Origin of the sequence: Bacteroides sp. AF32-8BH (assembly GCF_003435205.1) — a bacterium.
GTDB lineage: Bacteria > Bacteroidota > Bacteroidia > Bacteroidales > Bacteroidaceae > Bacteroides > Bacteroides ovatus.
This window is the reverse complement of the sequence record NZ_QVLZ01000013.1, coordinates 129,015-150,481: the sequence shown is the minus strand read 5'-3', so window position 1 is coordinate 150,481 and position 21,467 is coordinate 129,015. Positions and strand designations below refer to the sequence as shown.

The window sequence follows — 21,467 nt, the reverse complement described above, 5'->3', positions numbered from 1 at the left end:
GCTAATAGTTTATTTCTCAATCGGTTAAGTCAAACCGATAAAAATCTAAAATAAAAAGTACCAAATTCAGCGATTTTCTGTATCCTGTTCAAATATTTATTGGTAAATTCCGGACGATTCGGTTTTTCATCTGCAGGGAAATTAGCCGGACGATCTTTCGCTATATGACTCTCTCTGTCCATAGTCAACCGAATTCCTGTAACATTAGTCGCTTTCTGATCCAGTTCAATATAGAATAAATTACTACGATCAGGCCAGAATTGCTGTGAAGGAGTACCCTTAGGATCACGGTCAGAATCAAAAACTTGTTTCCATTGAACTTGTTGTATATTGGTATAAATCGTATCCACATCATTATACTCCAACGGGGTACTTGTTACTTCTACTATAATATGTTGCGGTCTGAAAGCATATTTATCATAATCTTTCACATCACTATTATAAATACCGTTTACTTCAGTAAATCCAAACGCCATGTATACACCATCCAGATCTATACTCCGACTTTCACCGGGCTGTATGACGATAGTATAAGGAAGATCGGGAGCCTTCGCATTATAATACAGATTATCAATCTTATATGGATAATGTTTATCTCCGTTTTCATCCGTATATTCCTCATAAAGATCAGAATAAGATTGCCATAACGTGCTTCTATCTCCATCGAACAGGTTGAAAGGGGTATTATATTTTATAGCTCTGCTCTCGTAAACATAACCGTAGTTGGATGCCTTCAAATCTTCTCCGGTTCCGGAATACGCCACTGCCGTCCACTCTGACCGTAAATGACGGAAAGGAGTTTTTCCCGACTTCGTATAGAACACTTTTCCATCAAAATCCGAAGTATCATTACCTTTCAACGGATTATGCTCCCAAATACGTTTTTCCACAGCTTTATACTGAAGTGCTTCTGCCCGCATTTTATCAGAGATTTCAATTCCATAACGATCGAATAACGGAGTAAAGTCACGCTCAAAATAATGACTCAAGCATGTCAACATTGCCTCCGACATACTCAAACGATTAAAAATTGACACATTCTGCCCCTCATTGCTAAGAAAACGATTGAGATAAGCAAAATACTTCCAACCATCTTTACCCGTATCTTCCTGCTTATAACTTAATATGGCTGAATAGAAAGTCAATGCCGCCGGCCAATAGTCGTTCCCTGATTTACTAGGCCTTTTAGCTTCATCACTATATATCTTGCAACTATCCGCTTTTGCCCATGAGACCAAGTTTTCAAATTCGTCTGCATTCAGATTATATTGAGTCGTATTTATCACTTTTTGATCTCTACCAAATAATTTATATGCAAAAAGTTTTGCATCCTGCTGATTCCCCCACCAGCCATGTTTATATAAGAAATAGAAATTGGGCATCAAGCTATACATATCTTTAAAAGAATTCGGAGCTGGAGTAGGCCAATAGGTTTGAACAAACAATCCTAAAGACATCCATCCTACTACGTGAGAAGTATTCAAGGCACCTGCTTTAACCTGTTCCGGATCGGCTATCATATCAATCAACTCTTCCGTTTGAAGCAATTCGAGATTCGTATTGCTGTAATAGGAATAACGTTCCGTAACCAGATGTGCATCCATAACCACTCTGACCGGGAAATCCGGTTTGGGAAATGTTTCCGATTCAGCGTCATCCAGTCCATAAAATTCATTGTAACACAATACCCAATCATCCCATAATTCAAGTGATTGTTCCAATCGGGTTACAAAACTCTGTCCCTCCGATTGCAGCTTCAATTTCATATACTTAACAGGAACTGAAAACGCGATTTGCTTTCCTCTCAATTCAATCCATGGAACAGTTGTTGTCTTTATTTTCTCTCCCCATTCAGCAGCTTCAGTTTCTCCAACCACATAGTCGGGAGCAAGATAAGCTCCCTGCACTTTTAGAGGTACGATACCAGTATCGCTGGCGTCGCCTGAACGTTTGATCCAGATATACCCGCCATAAGGATTACGAATTTCATTTTTTCCCTTGAACAAAGCCATTGAAGTCACAACCTTAGGATCACGTTCCAAATAGCTACTCCCTACCAACGAAGATAAGTCACGCGAATGGATACCGATCTGTACAGTTAGTCCTTTCACATCATCATCCAACATCACTGTTATTTTCTCGCCTGCACCTGCATAAAGCCCCGTGCTGTAAATAGCCGGAGAAGTCATTGCTAAATTGACGTTGACCGCTTTTGCCGAACGATAAGCCATATCTATATTTACTACCTGCTCATCCACCCGCTTTTCCGTCAGAGTGTCTACCAAGCCGGGGAAAATACGCGCTTTGTCATAAAGACTGACGTCAATACCTCCTCCTTCATAATAGTCACCTCCTGTCGCAGAAGTATAATCATCCGTTGCAGAGATAATCTGTTCGAAGTCTTTGTCTTCACATGCTGTTGCTCCCCATACGCCCCATACGGCCAGGAGAATATATACTATTTTATCTTTCATATCTACCAAAATTTAAAGCATTTCAATTGTTTCCATTTTAAAATTCTTCATAAGCAAATTTCCATGCTTTGCCCTCCATAGCCCAGTCCCAACGGACATTCTTCCCGAGCCACACAAATATCTGACGCGGAACGTCCACTGTATTGAATGTCTTGACATAAAACGTCTTGTCCGATTCAGGAATGGGATGGATGGCGGGCGATAAACTACTGCCCGATAGCCATACATCAGCAGCACCACGATCAATCACAAAATCATCCGTAGCATCCTCACCATTGTCTTTTGCATAGTTCTTCAATGTAGGTTCCATCTGATCATCCTCAAGGTCACATGGCCAATATCCTTTCAGATTATCCCAGTATTTATAGGAATCCTTCAATAAATGCAACTGATTTTTACCTGCATACAAGGCGACATCTTCTTTAGGAATAGCGACATCATATATCTGTAAATTTGTAACATAAATGTAATTGCTGAATTGCTGTTTTTTTGTATTTTGTTGTGAATTTTGCGAATCTCTATTTTCCGTTCCTCCTATACGCAATGGCGCATCTGTGGAAGGAAAAGATTTATTCTGGGTATAACCATTAACGATCTCACTATTCTTGTAGCTCAACTGATTATTTAATTCTCCGTCTATATAAATAGTCAACAATGTATTTGCCGGCTTTTTAGGATCAGGGTTCGGCTCCAATGTCAAAGTAAGAACATGCCATTGACTCCAGTCCAGATTGTTCTCATCTTTAGTTTGTATGAGCCATCTTTTTCCACCAAATCCGAAACAAATACGTCTATTATTGGTATCCGCATTAAAATGAAAAAACCAGCCATTACCAACTTTGGTTTTTTCGTCCATATTAGAACTCTTAGAAAGAATCACATATTTTCGAGAATTATAGACACTTGAACTTAAGAAAAACTGAATGGTAACAGGTTCTATTTCATTTTTATCATTAAAATAAAATTCACCCATTTCTGTATTTCCTAACCGTGCCGATTCCGCATAACGATTGGGATTCGGATTTCTATAATCATAGGACCAAGCAGGTGTAGAAAAAGAATAAGAAAGGGCCGTATTCCCCGGAGCTGCCTGTATCTGTGAGACCAGACGTTCATTGTACATCAAGGTGAATGTATTGCGCGATACATCCGCATAATGGTCTGCGAACTCCTTTCCTTCTACCATCTGCACGTCTCCTCCATAGTTGGACGTGACAATGATCAACCAGTTCTCATTTTCATAACCGGGACGTTCTTTCAGCGCACTCCACATTTCACCAATGTAATTATCCAATACACCGATAGCATTTACAACCGCCTCTGTAGGGGTGCCGTTCTCATTATAGAACTCTCCACCGGCTGCTTCGCGTACCCCACCAAATTCCGCAACAATTAAATCTGACGTATCAGGCAGTTTTAATTCTTCTAATACTCCGTTTTTTACTGCCTCATCCGTATTCACTTCAGGAGCTGTCATTCCCTTGACCGCAAAAGTTTGCCTGAATTTTTCATCCACCGCATACATACTGACAAGACTATTTTCCTCAACCAGACGTGAAATGAAATTGTCAGTTCCGGCTATCAGGTCATCCTCCGTCTTTATGTCATGCGTAGTGTTGCCTATCATCAAATTGGCCCAACCACGCGCATTCGTCATTTCTCCACCGGCAATGTTGTTACTTCCATCCGCTAACCCATAATCTGTATACAAGGCATGAGCAATCATGGATTTCAGGTTAGGAGCTTTATATGCATTTCGCGCCGCCTGTACTGCTCTACCGGCTGCACCATCCATTACCACCAGCAGCACATGTCCCGATTCATAGTTGGAACCGGATGCCGGATAATCATATCTCAACGAATCTTCCATTACCTCATTGCAGGCAGTCACTAAAAGGAGTAATATCCCCAGAAAACATGTACCGGCAAGATTCGTTATTCTTTTGTAGTTATTTACTTTCATACATTTATTCATTTAAGGTTCATTGTTTGTATTTTCAGCTAAATCTACTTTAAGCATCACGATATTATTCATTCTCTTACCATCAAAAGAACTAAAATCCCCTGTAAGCAAAAGTCCGTTAACATTGTCCGAAGTTAAAGAATACTGCGCGTCATATAATTGACCATAAAATCTTCCGGGTACATTGAAACGCTGTATAGCATCTCCTTTCATATCCAGTATTAAGAATCCCTGTCGTGTGATACCATCATACTTGGTAAATGTTCCGGAAATGACAACATGGGGCATAGCTGTTTCACCATTTGCATTCAAATCTACAATCTTCGCAAAATTCAAAATTCCGCCTTCCAATTCTTTCAGGACAAAACCTGGGTCCGGATTTCCCTCCGCATCCAGAATGACCATTCCTTGCGCCGGCTGTCCGTTGAATGTAGTGAAACTACCGACAAGCACAATACGTTCCTGTTCCATCCCGTTTTCATCTTTAAAAGATGTACAAGTGATTCTATTTATGTCTCCGTTAGCTCCGCCTACAACACTCTGAAATGCATCGTCCACCTGTCCGTTCTTATCAAGTTTCACAATATTCCAGACTGGCTTTCCATCAAAGGAAGTAAATGCTCCGACTATAATGAGAGATTCGTCACTCAACATACAAGCATCTTTTATTTCTCCCGTTGTTCCCGGCAATGATTCTTCCTCATTCTGCAGGCTCCGGCGATATGTCTTATCAAGCTGTCCGATTTCGTCCATTCTCATCACTGAACGCGCCGGAGTTAATATTTCAGCTGCCAACAGTCGCTTATTGGCATCACAAGTGGTATTGTCATAATCTGTCATCCGATGAACCGTGAAATTCCCTATAGCTATTATTTTTCCATCAGAGGTACTGAAAGCACGGATTATTTTTTCCGACATCATGGTTCCACCAACAAATGCCGGTACAGATATATCATAGGTTTTTCCAGTGTAATCAGAAAATTTCTTGGTTTCTGTCTTTATAGTAAGGTCATTATTCGCCAAAAGAATATTCTTAAATTCAAAGCCCCCCAACGAGGCACTATAAGTCTCGTATTCCCGAAATGCTCCATAAATCAAAGCTCTTGGTGACTCTTTGTCCGCTTTCCAATAATTCATACCATCTACCTCGGGATAATAAAATTCATCCGTATTTTCATCATAAAACGAACCTGTCGCAATTCCACGTCCTATCTTGATTTTATCGGCAGTACCGTATTTTATTAATCCCTTTTCATTATTAATCATGGCAATTCCACCATAGGGTTTAGTTTTCTCCTGCCTAAAATCGCCACATAAATAAAATTCGCTGGTCAATTCTGTATTTCCACACCATGGAACGCAAGAATAAATCAATCCATTATAAGGACCTGTTTTATAATATTCAAAACCCTCATCTATGGATACACTACCCAGTATGCTAAAATAAGGACCATAAAATATCTGATTTTCCAAAACAAGATAAGTGGTTCCTGAACTTACAGCTTCCGGAACTACAATGGTCAATGTAGAATCCGTAGCACTTTCTATCTTACATTTCTCGTCAGAGATATAAAAGTCAAAATCAAAAGTATCTTCTTCCGGATGGCAATATTTAGCCAGACCGGATGCCTTAAAAATAACTTGTTCTCTCGGGCCGGCAGACTCCGGAGATGGTTTTTCTGATAATAACTTGACCTCTAAAGGAGCACGGCCACCGGCATACGGGTCTTCCTTGATCGAATTTGCTTCATCCTCATTACATCCCGCCAAGGCTAACACACAGACTGCCAGACAGACCATGTTCGCTGCCTTACACAACCAACTATTATAATAATCTATCTTATTCATCGTTCTTCTCTTTTATATACATATCTTCAAGTTCTTCTTCCCGGACAGTTGTTTTTATGAGACCGCTGTTGCCGCCTCTTTTCTTCGGGTAATCAACTCCCGCCTCAAGCGCACGCCATAATAGACCAGAAATAGAGAATCCTAGATAATGGTCCAGCCGAAGAACATGTACAATGCCATTTGTCGGTTCGATATTGCAGGACGACACATACGCATACTCCGGATAACCAAAATCCTGATAAGCATACATGACTTGTCTGTATCCGGCATACTTTATACCGCTGGCATCTCCGTAGCATACACCCATCGTCATCTTGTAACTACGGTCGTAAGTGAAATTAGTCTGTCCGGGAAACGCACTCACTGCTGCCGTATCTATCTGAGCGATATCATTCAATCTGTACTTTCCTTCCATGACATACATTCCGATAAGATCTTCCCACACAGCCGGTTTCACTTGAGAAAGTTCCGTTATCTTATCCATCCCCTGATAATTGTAAAGATAATAGTTCATTCGTTCCACACTCTTGGCGATGGTAAAATCCGTCGGAGCAAAAAAGGTCACTTCTTCATTGGTCAGGATATCTTCCCATTTAGTCAATTTGATGACTTTTACCAAGTCTTTGAATAAATCGGGGCGCGACTCCAGATATTGCATCACATTCCCGTCAAAATAAGGATTACTCGTTCCGCCGTCTACCAAATAATCGTCGCTATTACAACTACCAAGTGACAGAGTCGCCAGCAGGAATGCACATATTCCAAAAATTAGTTTTCTACTATTATTTTTCATGATAATATACTATTCTGTTTCAAGTTATTCCCAATATAGATTCTTTGTCATATACGGATTATTATCCAGTGCTTTCTTATAGATAGGCCAGGTCCAGGAACCTTGTTTAAGGTCGGCCTTTTTTTCACGATGCCCACTTTCATCGGCAAAGACTGCAAAATCAGTATCGCAGATCTTCTGTGTACGCACCAGATCGTAAAAATACTGTCCTTCGCCCATCAATTCACGTACACGCTCCCAATAAATAGAAGCATCCAGATTATCTGCATCTGTAAAATCAGGAGCACCCGCCCGCTGTCTGATGCGGTTAACTTCACGCAAGGCATCGTTACTTTCACCCAGATTGTTCAACGCTTCAGCATAGAGCAAGATAGCGTCAGCCAAACGGAATACAATGTAATTACCGGCATTGGGAATCGTGCTATTTCCGTTAGTATCGGCGTTCAACAATTTTATAATCTCCAATCTTCGTGCAGTACCCACATAATCATCATCATCAAGATATAGATAATTAAACCAGGACTCTTTGCGCATATCAGCAGTCTCCTCCGGATAGAGTTGCTTCAAAAAGACTTCGCTATACTTGAACTCCGGTTCTGTACGATTCCGTATTTTATATACCACTTTTGTACACCACATGTGATCTGTTTTAAATATCTCACCCATAGTGACATTCTGTGCAATCTCAAACAAACCTTCATTGCTTTCTCCTTGAAACACTTCTGACATTTGGCTCATTGACTGCAAGGAATAGATACTACTATCTATCCAAGAATCCGTTTCAGCCAAACGCCTCACCTCATTATAATAAGTTACCGCATTGTTTTCGTCGAAAAATGCCAGCCACATATTCATGTGCATCATTAGTGTCAATACCGCTCCCCGGTTGGCACGCAGGCTGCCACTTCCATTCCGCCACGGCAAAATACCCTTATCAGGGTCATTATCCAATACAGTCTGTAAATCTGCCAAACAAGTTTTCAAAACTACTGTCTTGTCCATTCGTGGCAGTGGAGCAGCTGCATAAGCCTCCGTATAATAGGGTACATCACCAAAAATACGCACCATAAAGAAATAAGCCAGATTACGCAAGAATTTACATTCCGCCCGATAACGTTCCACTTCTACGGCTGACAGTTCCTTCACATTGGCAACCTCCTCAATCATAATATTGGCACTCTGCACTACTTTATACATATTCTGCCAGTTATAGATAGCGCCAAAATCAGAGGAGGTTCCCTCTTCTTTACTATCTTTCTTCGCTTTATAATTTTTCATATCATTCTGAATCAGATAAAGATAGTTATTTGTATTCTGTCCCGTGATTGGAGCACAGCGTACATCACCGGCATAAAGAAAAAATCCATTATCTGTAGTTGCCTTACGCAAATTTTGATAAACACTCAACATAAATGCCTCTGCGTTAGCAGCAGATTCCCAAAATTTATCACCCGGCATCTTATCTTCATCATCGGTATCCAGATTGCATCCGCAAAAAGTGGATGTAAAGATTAACAATAATCCTATTGATATATATTTCAGCATAATTCTCATATTTAAAAGATTATAAACTCAATACCACACCCATTGTCCATGTGCGACTGTTAGGATAGCCACCCGACGTGTCACGTCCCAGACCATTCACACTTTCGGGACTGATACCTGAATAATTGGAGAATGTCCAAATATTGTTGACCGAAGCTTTCAACGTAACCCCTCTTACCCGGAAAAAGTCAAGCCACCGTTTCGGAAAGCGATAAGACAGCGACACAGTATTCAGTTTGAAATAAGAACCTTCTTCCAAAAAGAGAGTCTGTGCTTCTCTGAACGGATCAATCACCTTATTGTGATGATAGTTGTACGGATTGGGATAAATCGCATTGTAACGGTTGTTTTCTGTCCAAAAATTATATTTTTCAATCGGAGATAAAGACGCATCTTTCCTCAAACTTTCAATAGACTTCCGTACCGGATCATCGTATGCTTTAAAAGATTTTGCCAGCACAGAATTAATAATATCGCGTTTAAAGACAAAAGATGTATTTACATGCATCGAAAATTCTTTATAAGAGAGATTGAAGAACAGTCCACCGGTTACCTTTGGACGGGCATTTGCTGCCACTACACGGTCTTTGTCATCAATAACATAATCGCCATTCACATCTACCCAGATAGGATCTCCGGCCTTGAAATATGCTTCATCCGTATTCTTCCCCCCTAACCTTAGGCGCTTGCCTGTAGCCGGATCTACCGGAACGTCTTCGTCTGTGGCATATACACCTTTATTAATATAGAGCAACATCGAAGTAGTATTTCCACCCAAACGATTGGCTACCCATGCGTCACTATTCAAAATCTGACGGGCCTCATTCGGCAACTTGGTAATCACATCTCTGTTTAGTGCAAAGTTCAATCCGATCAACAAATTCCATTTGCTCTGCACTGATAATGGTTTTCCTCGCAAAGATACCTCCAGACCGTAATTGACCAGACTCACTTCCGTACTCCTCACTTTTTCAAATCCTGCATGGTTAGGCAGCTCAATATCACTCAACTGATTATCCACTTGACGGTAATAAGCATCAATATTCGCACTCAAACGGTTGTTGAATATAGACATATCATAACCGAAGTTCCAAGTAGTGGTAGTAACAGGATCCAGATTTATGTTAGGCAATCTTTTATAATCAATCGGAATATATGATTCGCCATTGTAAGTGTTTCCCGGATCTATATCATAAGTACCGAACACATCGTAGCGGGTAGCCTTGTATTTGACAACCTGTCCCCACGTCAGACGGAAACTCATATTATCAAGCCAGGTAAACCGGTCCATAAAACTTTCATAGCCGATATTCCAACGGAATCCCAAACTTGGATTTATGTTCCACTTCGTACGAGTGCCATATACGGAACTTAGCTCCGGACTTATTGTAGGGTCGAAAATATATTTGTCTCCACCTGCTTTAAATGAATCTTTAGTTTTAATTTTGAAATTCGGAGCGAACATAAAAGAAAAAGTACTCTGATTCTGACTAACAGTAGCACTACCTTCCGATTTACCATGACCTACCGGACCGATAATGTAATCGTTGGGGAGGCCTGTATATGTGATACTGTTGCCTGTTGATGTCCGTGAATTATAACGGATACCGGTTGTCAGCCCCAGCATGACATATTTTAAATCAAAAGTACGTGAGACATGGGTATCGATATACACTTTCGATTCATTACTATTGTAATTATAAGCAATGGCAGAATACTTGCTGTCGCTCAAGATAGCAGGTGTGAATTTTTCCTGGTCGGTAGAGTTATAGGAGTAATTGAACGTTCCTCTCCATTTGATATCAAATGGCAAGGCATAACCTAAATTCACCGTAGCGGAATAATTGGATTTCACGGTTGAATTCTCGACGCCGAACACCTGCAAAGCCGCTACGGAAGCCGAGTAGAGAGAGGGTGGCGGTAATAGGGAAGAAGCACTGGCACCACTCGCTACACCGGACTGTGAGACTGCATTTCCACTACCTGTACTATTGTCGGTAAATCCGACTTTCATATCGACACCAATTGTGAATTTCGAATTGGGAGATGTATAATTCATGTTTCCTGTAAGGGCATAACGGTTAAAGTCTGTATTCTTCACAATACCTTTCTCTGTATAATAATTACCGTTCACTTTATAGTTGAACAAATTATCACCACCCGAGAAACTTATGTTATGAGACTGATTGTACGTAACCCGATAAAATTGATCTTGCCAGTCCGTATTATTATTAAAATATGGATTTAGACTGTCAGAAACGGCAGGCATGAACATTATATCCTGATATCCGTGATACAATTGGGAGGTATCGTTATTCAATATCTGCCATTTTAGCAGATTCCGCTCCGCATTACCGATTGCCACTTCACGCAGACTGGGCGGAGTGGAGATGGTAAAATTGCCCGAATAAGTCACACGAGGCTTGGGAGAATCTCCTTTTTTAGTTTCGATAAGAATAACTCCATAGGCACCGGCCGAACCATACAATGAAGTAGCGGCAGCATCTTTCAAAATCTGGATATTGGCAATATCTTCTACAGGAATATTAGAGATCGGACTTACCCCTGATCCGGAAATCAATCCCTCGGCATTGTAGTCCTCTACATCTGTCTGCGGAATACCGTCCACCACAAAAAGTGGAGCGGAAGAAGCAAGATCCCACCCGCTATCATTATTCCCTACAAGAGAAATATCCGAAACACCTCGAATATTATATGTACCTGATGCTCCCGGCAAACCATTATTCATCTGGATATCCATACCAGCTACACGCCCTTGTAACAAGTTCATGATGTTAGGTACAGGGGTATCCGCCAGTTCTTTCGCATCGATTACTGTAGCAGATGCAGTCAGGTTAGCTTTGCTGACTCTACGTTGCCCCACAATGACCGTTTCCTGAACTTCGTTGATATTTTCTTCCAGAAAGATACTAATACCGGAAACAGACTTCTTTACTTTATAAATAGTAGGTTTATAAGAGACATAAGTAAATACCAGCTCTGAACCGACAGGAACCTTAATGGAAAATCCTCCTTCCAAATCGGAAGCTGTCCCCCGGATTCTTTTTTGTGTTTTGGCATCCCGGCAGATGATATTCACACCCGGAAAAGTCTCGTTATTCCCGGCTTTGTCATAAACTGTCCCGCTGACTATCACTGCTCCATCCTGCGCCACAGAACCTGTGACCACGAAAAACAATGTAAACAATAGTAAAATATATCGATTTTTCATTTCTATATTACATTTAAGATTAATCTTTAATCTCTCCTAACTGAGGCATTCCTTTAGCAAAATGTATCAACATCTCCCAATGCGCTTCTTTATAGATAGCAAAGTCAAACACAAAATAACCGGTATTCCGATAACCATACTTTGAGAACCAACTTGTAGCAAACTTTACACTGGCCTTCTCCCCTTTTGAATCGGTATATTTTGTCTGTCCGTTAAACAGGGGAAGTGGATAAGCCATATCATACACAACTTCTTTCGGCCCTATCTTCCCTTTCAAGAAACCGGCCTGAAAAAGTCCCCCCCAATTGGTTTCATTGAAACGACGCGGATCAATAACATTCCAAGACGGATCATAGAAGGAAATAGACAAAGAAGTGGCACCATCCTGTTTGTCCTTGTTTTCACGAAAATAGACATGAATATCTTCCGGTTCAATAGTATAAGAGAATGAAGAACTATTCTGTTCATAGCGCATTCTGGATGTTTCCGGTGAAACATATTCGGCAATGGCCAGTCCTGTCTGTGAATCATAAATAGATGGTTCGAAATCTACTTCGCGTTTGGGCATTAGACGCATTCTTTTCACTACTTTATATCCACCGGAATTAGATATATTCATATTGAATACATAACCGGAATCGGGTTGACAACGCAAGATACCGGAATTAGCTTCACCCCACATTACAATCTCACCGCTATTTTTGCGCACATCGAAAAGACGACGATATTCAATTCCTCGCTTAGCATTGATCTCGTCAATGGATTTCTCTGTACCTAAATAGGGTTTCTTCCATACACGTACGGGATAGAATTCTTCTAATTCGGGTGCCGGCGATCCGTCGTTATGCATCATATCCGTAATCTCAAATGTCAACGGCAAAGTGGAATTGGCAACATTACATATATCCGTATAGAATACGATATGTCCCATAACCGGATCGAACGTGGTACGCGTATAAGCAACGTTACGGTCGAAAGCATCTTTTTCATCCGGTAAATATTTATCCACACAACCTGCATTCACCAATAACATAGCGCACAATAAGCCGCTTTTACCTAATTTGTCACATATTTCTCTTCTATTCTTCATGGCCTACATTTCTAAAATAGTGAATAAAATTTCCGAATCCGAACTCATGTTGCGGAAAAAGTACATGAATAACACCATTTTTGGTTTGAACATCCGTCCACATTACCTTAGTAGACTCCCAATAAGTCATATTCAAGGTGTTGCGCATATCGTAAAAAGTAATATCCTGCGGACCGGCACCCATATATCCACTGGCTGGCAATCTCCGGTAACTCAAATTCATTCGATAAGAATACAGACCTTGTATGATTGTTCCTTCGGCTGAGGTCACGCGCGACAATTTCTCGGTGTCATACAAGCCAGCTGTCATATAACGACATAGCATAGTATCCAACGGGGCTTTATACTCATAAATATCGATCTTTGGCTTCTGTGTCTGCGCATCCGTATGTTCTATTTCTTTGCGATAATTCAACAGTTTCTCCAATGTCAATTCACCTGCTGCATACTTCTCGCTTTCCGGAGCATCTGCCGGAATATCTTTCGCATCAATAACTAGATTATTCAATCTCCGATAGTTATTCAACATTTTTAAAGCAAGTCTGATACAAGAGTCAGGAACTGCCATCAAGGTGTATTCCCCCTCTTCATCCTGCAAACAGGTTTTCAGTTCCTGGAACTTCAAGGGAACAGAGCTCTCTTCAACGGAACAATCCAATAAATAGAGTAAGGAATCATAAGTAACTCCCAAACTATGATCACCATTTTCCAGATATTCATAAATAGTACCATCATAGTAAGTAATGCCTTGAGATGGTATTCCCGACATATCGGACTCCACCACAGATGTGTCCATACATGATGAAAGCAATAAAGCTCCCCAGCTACAAGCAATAGCCAATAACTTCTTATTCATAGTATCTTGTTTTTAGCGTTTCCAATATTCATTCTGTGTGATAGCGGTATTATGCCGTAATACTTCGCCAGCCACAGGCCAATAAACTCCACCATTATTCACAAGTTCAACCATTGTACGGTCATCACCCACCACGCGGGCTTCGCGAACACGGTCAAACCAATAGTGTCCTTCTCCCATCAACTCCCTGCGACGTTCCTGAAAAATTTCCTTCAGCAAGTTTTTTACATTACCTTGCAAATCTTTAGCATAAGACAGACTACGCAGATTACGCACTCCACGAAGTGTATTCAAATCAACCAATGCATCTTCCGGACGATTCAGGACTGCCAGTGCTTCTGCATGCATCAACAACATATCTTCTAAACGAGACCAGACGATATATGAACTAAAGACTCCCAAATCATTAGTTTTATCTTCACCGTCACGTACTACTTTCATCTTTGTGAAAAGTGGATATTGATAATTTATGCCGGTAATATAACCGTCAAAATATTGAACAGGATTGGACAATGCATCCACTCCATAACGATTATCAGTCGTGAATTTATTCATGAAGACTTTTTCCAATGTATCTTTAGAAAGATAAATGTCAGGCAACTGTTTTCTGATAATCGGTTCGGCTAATGTCCATGACTCCAAATGTCCGTCAGTTCCGGTTTCGTTCACATCCCCCTTATCACTGTTCACATAGCTATAACCAAAAGCAACCAGACGGGTAACACTGAAATCGTTACTGTATTTGCTACTAAACATACCTGTCGCGCTAACTAGGTTTTCCGTGGTTGTATAGGGAGCTGTTGTACCATTCTTAATGAAAGATGGTAATTTGTTCAGTATTTGTCCGGAGTAGGCTTCGGCATCAATATAATTACCTTTCCAAGCTGTCACATGAGCCAACATGGCATATACAGAATAACGATTTATAAGTAACCCCCGCCATGTATTTGCATCTCCGTCATAATATTTGTCTGATGAAGATCCGAGTAATTCAGGCAATAGTTGAGAGACTGCTAAAAGTTCTTTTTCAACATAATTCAAAACTATTTCTTTATCGGTACGTGACACTTCCGGAAATGTTCCGTTATCATAAGATTGAGTAATCAAGGGGACATCTCCCCACATCTGTACCATATAAAAGTATGCTAATGCACGCAATGCGCGGGCTTGAGACATATCATAAATATAATTTGTCTCTGAATATGCATTATCTTTCTCCAATACTTTTCCTGCATTCTCGATAAACACGCTAGCTGCATTGACTACCTTATAAAAACGGTTCCAGTTAGAAATCTGCCGAATATTATCATACGGTGCATCCAGCCGGTTGTCACGGATGGCTTGTAAATCGTCACGCATACGCACCGTGAAGTCTCCCAAGCGCAAATCACCTGCCGCCCAAAAGCCATTGTTTTCACCCAAAGCGGTACGCATCAAGCCATAGATACCAAACAGAGCGGAACGGGTATCGGTCAACGAATTCCACTGCTGTTCCTGTGTAGAGACATGAAAGAATGCATTGTCATTCTCCAACAAATCGCTGCAAGAAGAATAGAATAAAACAGCTGCCAATGCCAACGGTTTTATCATTCTTTTGAAACACAATATCTGATTCATATATCTCATAAATGTATTAGATTAAAAATTAAATTTAACTCCGAGAATTACTGAACGGGATAACGGCTGTCCATAGCCACGATAATAACCGTCAACATCTATCAGTTCAGGATCATCACCACTAAATCCGGTCAAAGTGAATAAGTTACTGCCTGTGACATATAAATAAATATCAGTCAGTTTTTTCTTACTCATCTCCTTCTTTTTTCCTTCACCCTTGTATGCTTTCTTGCCAAGCGGTAATGTATAACCAAGCGTTAAAGAACGAAGTTTCAAATAAGAAAGCTTCTCCAGAAATAGATCTTGCTCGGCACGATATGGCATCAGGCCGCTCATCTGATTGTAAAGTGGATAGCTGTTCTTGTCGTTGGTAGTCTGCCAGAAAAATATTTCACGCAGACTCTCTAAAGACGGAGTATTCTCCAATGCCAGGAAATTATAACGTTGAGAGGAACGGTAATTGATAGCATCGTGCCCCAACGCAAAGAAAAGGTTGACTCCCAAATCAAAACGTCCAAATTTGAAATTGTTGATGAAGTTTCCGGTGACAGGCGGCAATGTATGTCCTTTCAGTACACGGTCATCATCATTAATTACGTTATCTCCATTCTGGTCCTTCCACTTCGGATCGTTCTTTGCAAACGGAATTGAGCTCATAGAAAGCTTTTTACCGTTCACCTCGGGAACTTCAGCGTCACCAGCATAAACTCCCTCATTTTGATACAACCAGAATTGATCAATAGAATGTCCGACTTTCAACTTACGGTTTCCAACAACTAATTCATTCAGGTTTTCGGGCAACTGCAACAACTCATTTTTATTATAAGCTAGTGAAAATGATGCATCCCATGAAAATTTACCGGGAGCATTGAAAGGTTTACCCGAAAGCGTGATTTCTACTCCCGAATTGCGGACTTTCATCCCATTGGCATACTTATATTTGTATCCATATTCCTGTTTCACCGGAATGGCCGTTATCAAATCACAGTCCGTATTATTATAGTATTCTATGCTCAAAGATAGACGATTATTAAAGAATACAGAGTTCAACCCTACATTCCATTTGTCCGAATAAGGCCATCCGAGCCCATAACCTACCCAACCGGTATTGTAGGGACGAGCTACCGAAGCGTATCCATAATAGGAAGACATAACCGGTTGCCCGAAACCGGTCAATTCTTCTCCCGTATATTGCGGACCTGCCGCAAACCTATTATTATCCTGATAACGACCTATTCTAGCCCATGATCCACGCAATGACCAGTCAGAAACCCAATCCGTATCAACCAAAAATAAGTTCTTCAGGTTCAGGCCAGCACTAACTGCAGGAGTAAATAACCAACGGCTGTCTTTCTGCACATTGGACGATCCATCTCCACGTAAGACAACTTGTGCATCTAAAAGATTTTTATACTTATAATCAACAGAAAACAAAGTACTCACCATATTATGGGTCATCTTGTCTACATAACGTTTCATATAGAGGAATCCACCACCACTAGTAGTAGGTTTTGTATCGTCTTTACCATCATAACCTTGTGTGTAGTTATAATGTTGCACGCTTTTCATTATAATAGCCTGGGCTCCCAGATTAAAAAAATGTTTATGCCCTAAATTGAATTTATAATCTGCAGACGACTGCCAGATGAGGCGTCGATTGTATCCTGAATAATTGGATACGTAATTGACAGATTCCATCAGATTCATCGGCCAGAACACATGACGCACATTCGTATTGTAATCCAGCAACAAACGGGTGTCTACAAACAAGCCATTCCAGTTATAATTCATAGCCAGGTAACCATTCAACAAATTGTTCAGATTGTCATTCTTCTTATATTCTTCGTAAAGATCAAGATAAGAATGATAGACGGAAGCAACAGGAGAAAGAGGAGTAGTCAAATCCGGCAAATATTCAATCTCCGCATAACGATCGCGAAGATTCCGGTTTCCATTGCGTGACAAACGTGAAGCATTAATCAGACAGGACATCCCCAGTTGATCAATCAACTTCATATTTAATGCAAAACTTGCCGTAAGTTTATCAAAACTTGTTTCATCCGCTACTCCATTATTTCCGGTATAGCCCATCATAAATATATAATTGGCTGAACTTCCTCCACTTCCCATAGAAGCACTAAAGTTATAAAGTGGGGACATGCTATAGTAATCGTCCGCCCAGTCCGGTTCTCCAAAAAAATTCATGTCACGAACATCTTTCATCCATGCAGGCATTTTCTCCAGATAGGCAGCACGTTGAGCACCTGTTGCACAATAATCAGCAAACTGCATACGAAAGGCATGCTCATTAGCGGCATTTGTCATCTTCACATTGGATGGAGGAATAGCGACACCACCATTAGCACGAATAAACATATTCTTACCACCATAAAATCCGTCTTTCAGATTGATCAAAATAGCACCATTGGCCGCTAATGGTCCTAACTTAGCCAACTGCGCAGCATCCTTTACAACCTCAATGGAGGCTACATTATCCAGATTCAAACCCGACAGAATGTTAGTAGCCGTACCTATAGGGTTCACTTCTGTCGATTTAACATTATAAACAAAAGCATCATTCATCAACAGCGGAATCCCATTGAGAAAAACAACTGGTTGTGTAGAAGCGACATCTCCTTTTGAAAATATCGGAGTCGATACTCCCCGAAACAACATATTCTGCATACTGCCCGGTTCACCTGTAGTTTCCTGTACATACACTCCAGGTACGGAACCTTTCAAATATTGCTGTACAGATATATAAGGTGAACGCGACAAGTTCCATAAATCTAGCGTGTCTTTCAACTTATAAATTACAGCCTCTTCCATCGACTTACGAATAGAATCTTCCCTTTCCGATAATTGCCCGATATTTTCATCCGGCGAAATACTGTCATTTGAAAAATAGAAAGCTTCACTACTTCGAACTGCTTTCATTTCACTTCCAAATCCCAACAAAGCAACAATAGCAAACGTACGAATTATTGCATTTTTCATCAGCTTTCAGATTTTAAAGATTATAGAAATAATTAATTAACATTTAATTTATTTGAATAAGATATTCATACTGCAAATCACTGCATTTTTTAGTCAAACAAGGTCCTAAATTCATTCAGAAAGGTTCAAAATTAAACCAATCCTCTCATTATTTACTCTGTTCCCAAAAATCATTCAGAAAAGGTATAAAAATCATTCAAGGCATCAGGACTTTTACAACATGAATCAATTCTCCATCTTCAGAAATACCCTCTATACAAACAAAATAATTTCCCGGCTGATCGGAAGTGTAGAATGAGAAAGAAGTATTTCCACGTTCATCCGTCACAAGCTTAGGATTCCAATAGAGAGTGGTTCGTAAATCAGGAATCTCATTATCCTTCTTAGCAGCAGTATCATATTTCGGTGAATAAAATTCTACCGGGGCCTGATAACCTAAAGGATAAAAAGTCGTATTCCTATGATTCCTTTGCCGGGTATTCAAATAATATCTTGACCACCATCCCAGACAACGAGAATCGAATCCATCTTTCGTTGTCACATTGAGAACCGCAATTTTTTCACGACTCAATGGAATGCGGCAATAGGCATGGCACAAATCATATCCTCTGTCGAGATAAAACTTCTCACTCCATTTCAATGTGCCTCGCAATAATGTATTTGCACGAAAACGATCTACGTCTTTCACCAAAACCATACTTTCTATATCACCGGGGGTGATCCAATTCACTAAAATGTCTGGTTTGCAATAGTTATCATCAACAAATAACAATATCCGCTGATCTCCATAATAAATCATATCTTCCACTTGTGAATCACGGGAAGAGACACTTTCTACGGCATCATACTCATCCCCTGACAGCATAGCAGTATCTCTGACGGCCAGTGTCTTATCCGCATTTACTCTTAACTGCGTCTCTTCCGGCTCTTCAGCCAAAGTGGAGATGGTTAACCCTTGATTTTTCAACAATGTACGCATATCTTTGTAACGCACTACTTCCCTGTCAGTAAACATACGATAATCACGACTTCCCCACATTGGAGCTCTTACAATAACATCTTGAAGTAGAAAATGCAGGTTATCCAAACGGGTTATCATCTCCACATCTTCCCTCTGAACACTTCGTACAGAATCATCCTCCAACAGTGTTTGCGGATAAAGTGGCATATCTTTAGAATAATCAGATTCGAAAAGTTCAATAGCTTCAGTACGTTTTGCATTCAATTGCATGGCGTCAATATGAAATCCACTCCCATCGACATAGGCTATGCTGTCAAAACAGAAATATCCATCTTTATCAGTAGAAGTGACCCTTTTGAATCCTTTCAGGTTACCCGTTCCGGCAATTGTAACCAAATGTTCGTTATTTGATTTCGAAAGTAATCCTCCAGCAGCTAGTGTACGCCCCTGAATGGCCATTTCCGTATGCTTTTCTAACACAGGAATTTTATATTTTCCCTGAATAATCGCAGTCAGATCATATCTTCTCCAGCCTTGAGTCAACATCAGTAAATCAAGACAACTTCGCGCAGAGGTACTTTCTTTTTTGAAATAAAATCCCGGTGACTGAATGTTCCCTTTCAATTCGGAAGCAAGTAACAAATGGGAAAGAATATTATAACAGGAGTCTACAGAGGCGAACTTGCCATCTACTACTGATACAGAGTAAACTCCTTTCAAGGGCCGCTGATTGATATCTTGCAAACTGGCATTTACTGATATTGATTCCCGTTTTTTTGTGATCGGCCCATTAACTGTTAAATTGCATATTACAGGGGTATAAGAGTCAGAAAAAGCCAAACGTTCGCTTAATGCTTGTCCATTCTGATTCAACAACAAGAATTGAACCACTCCTGCAGGAAAATATTGCTTGGGTAGCAAGTATTTTTTTTGCGGTTCTTTCCATTCTTCAGAGAAGATAATGGCTCCACGAACGTGAGCTACCAGATATAGAGGTTCAGAAGGTGACTCCGCAACAGATAGTAATGATACCCTGAAATTATCACGCAGTGCATCGACACGCAAGCCATGTAGAGCCTTGGCATTGACTGGCGGCAACTTAAATTCTCTGTTGCGACCAAATTCATCAGTGCATTTCACCAAATATGTTTTACCAATCTCCGGGGTCAACATAAATGTCCCCATTCCTTCATGAAGTGTACGGGTGGAAGTTATAATTTCACCAGCTTCATCTACTACATCCAAAGATATAGTAGCCGCATTCCCTGTCCGCCCCATTGCTTTGAAAGCGACACGACATTCCAAACCATTCAATAAATATCCACCTTCCGGATAAAATGTTACGTCATATTCTTCATTACGGGTAGCCATGGGTAAAAAACGACGGTACACGTTATTTTCCGAATCTCTCACTGATAATAGCCACGATGCATTCCCTTTCCAGTCGTTCTTCCCCCACTCTACATTAAAACCATCTTTCGCCTCGGACAGTTTCAAAGCAATATCCGACTTATCTTTCAAAGACATTTCCGCACGTTGAAGTTGCATCGGCTTACCACCTGTTGTAAAAGACAAGCTTAGTGATTCCGACTTCCCGGCGGGACGGGAAAGAGCCCTCATTCCTACTTTGTTCCACGCAACGGTAACAATTCTTATCGGTCGTCTGAATATACATTCGCTTCCATTCTTTAACATGTATCTCGAATATGCACGTAAAGTATAATCACCGTCAACGAGTTCACGGGACAATGGCAAATACCCCTGATAAATATTTTCGCCCGGACGTACCAATACTTGTGACACTATTGAATCCAGCGGATTAACCAGTTCTACGAATATATATTTATTTTGCAACGGCTTATGTAAAGTAGCATCGACAATATAAGAACGAAACCAGAGCGTATCGCCCGCCATGTAAGTCCCTTTATCCGTATGCAAATAGACTTTCTCCTGTGGAAAAACACCTAATTGATAAACAAAACGATTCATCAGGGAATCCTTATCAAATTTGCCTATCTGTGCATAACAATTTGCGATGCCAGAGACAAATGAAAACAATATCATTAAAATACAAACTTTTTTCATGACTCA

At 40.5% G+C, this 21,467-nt stretch carries 11 protein-coding genes; all 11 read right to left on the bottom strand.

Annotation, left to right across the window (positions count from 1 at the left end; translation table 11 throughout):
* Window positions 1–29: 29 nt before the first annotated feature.
* The 11 genes from DWZ47_RS11545 to DWZ47_RS11495 all read right to left on the bottom strand — a co-directional run bounded on the left by DWZ47_RS11545 (window position 30) and on the right by DWZ47_RS11495 (window position 21,461).
* Complete coding sequence (locus DWZ47_RS11545) at window positions 30–2,474, bottom strand: M60 family peptidase N-terminal accessory domain-containing protein (RefSeq protein ID WP_117513193.1); 2,445 nt, start codon at window positions 2,472–2,474, stop codon at window positions 30–32.
* 37 nt (window positions 2,475–2,511) lie between these two features.
* Window positions 2,512–4,437 (bottom strand): hypothetical protein, encoded by a 1,926-nt coding sequence (locus DWZ47_RS11540; RefSeq protein ID WP_117513200.1) that lies wholly within the window; start codon window positions 4,435–4,437, stop codon window positions 2,512–2,514.
* 12 nt (window positions 4,438–4,449) lie between these two features.
* On the bottom strand, window positions 4,450–6,285 hold the full coding sequence (locus tag DWZ47_RS11535; protein WP_004306051.1) for a DUF5008 domain-containing protein: 1,836 nt from the start codon (window positions 6,283–6,285) through the stop codon (window positions 4,450–4,452).
* Window positions 6,278–7,078, bottom strand: a complete 801-nt coding sequence (locus DWZ47_RS11530) for a hypothetical protein (RefSeq protein WP_004306049.1) — start codon at window positions 7,076–7,078, stop codon at window positions 6,278–6,280. Before DWZ47_RS11530 ends, DWZ47_RS11535 begins: the two co-directional genes overlap by 8 nt.
* Window positions 7,079–7,102: 24 nt before the next feature.
* Complete coding sequence (locus tag DWZ47_RS11525; RefSeq protein ID WP_004306048.1) at window positions 7,103–8,623, bottom strand: RagB/SusD family nutrient uptake outer membrane protein; 1,521 nt, start codon at window positions 8,621–8,623, stop codon at window positions 7,103–7,105.
* A gap of 19 nt (window positions 8,624–8,642) precedes the next feature.
* Window positions 8,643–11,855: a SusC/RagA family TonB-linked outer membrane protein gene (locus tag DWZ47_RS11520; RefSeq protein WP_004306047.1), complete on the bottom strand. Its 3,213-nt coding sequence runs from the start codon at window positions 11,853–11,855 to the stop codon at window positions 8,643–8,645.
* A 19-nt stretch (window positions 11,856–11,874) separates the two neighbouring features.
* Window positions 11,875–12,945 carry a DUF5007 domain-containing protein gene (locus DWZ47_RS11515; protein WP_004306045.1) on the bottom strand — a complete coding sequence of 357 codons (1,071 nt, stop codon included), beginning with the start codon at window positions 12,943–12,945 and terminating at the stop codon, window positions 11,875–11,877.
* On the bottom strand, window positions 12,935–13,801 hold the full coding sequence (locus tag DWZ47_RS11510; protein ID WP_004306043.1) for a hypothetical protein: 867 nt from the start codon (window positions 13,799–13,801) through the stop codon (window positions 12,935–12,937). Before DWZ47_RS11510 ends, DWZ47_RS11515 begins: the two co-directional genes overlap by 11 nt.
* A gap of 12 nt (window positions 13,802–13,813) precedes the next feature.
* Window positions 13,814–15,391 carry a RagB/SusD family nutrient uptake outer membrane protein gene (locus DWZ47_RS11505; RefSeq protein ID WP_233525036.1) on the bottom strand — a complete coding sequence of 526 codons (1,578 nt, stop codon included), beginning with the start codon at window positions 15,389–15,391 and terminating at the stop codon, window positions 13,814–13,816.
* A gap of 48 nt (window positions 15,392–15,439) precedes the next feature.
* Window positions 15,440–18,415: a SusC/RagA family TonB-linked outer membrane protein gene (locus tag DWZ47_RS11500; RefSeq protein ID WP_004306040.1), complete on the bottom strand. Its 2,976-nt coding sequence runs from the start codon at window positions 18,413–18,415 to the stop codon at window positions 15,440–15,442.
* 196 nt (window positions 18,416–18,611) lie between these two features.
* Window positions 18,612–21,461 carry a hypothetical protein gene (locus DWZ47_RS11495; RefSeq protein WP_233525035.1) on the bottom strand — a complete coding sequence of 950 codons (2,850 nt, stop codon included), beginning with the start codon at window positions 21,459–21,461 and terminating at the stop codon, window positions 18,612–18,614.
* Window positions 21,462–21,467: the final 6 nt, after the last annotated feature.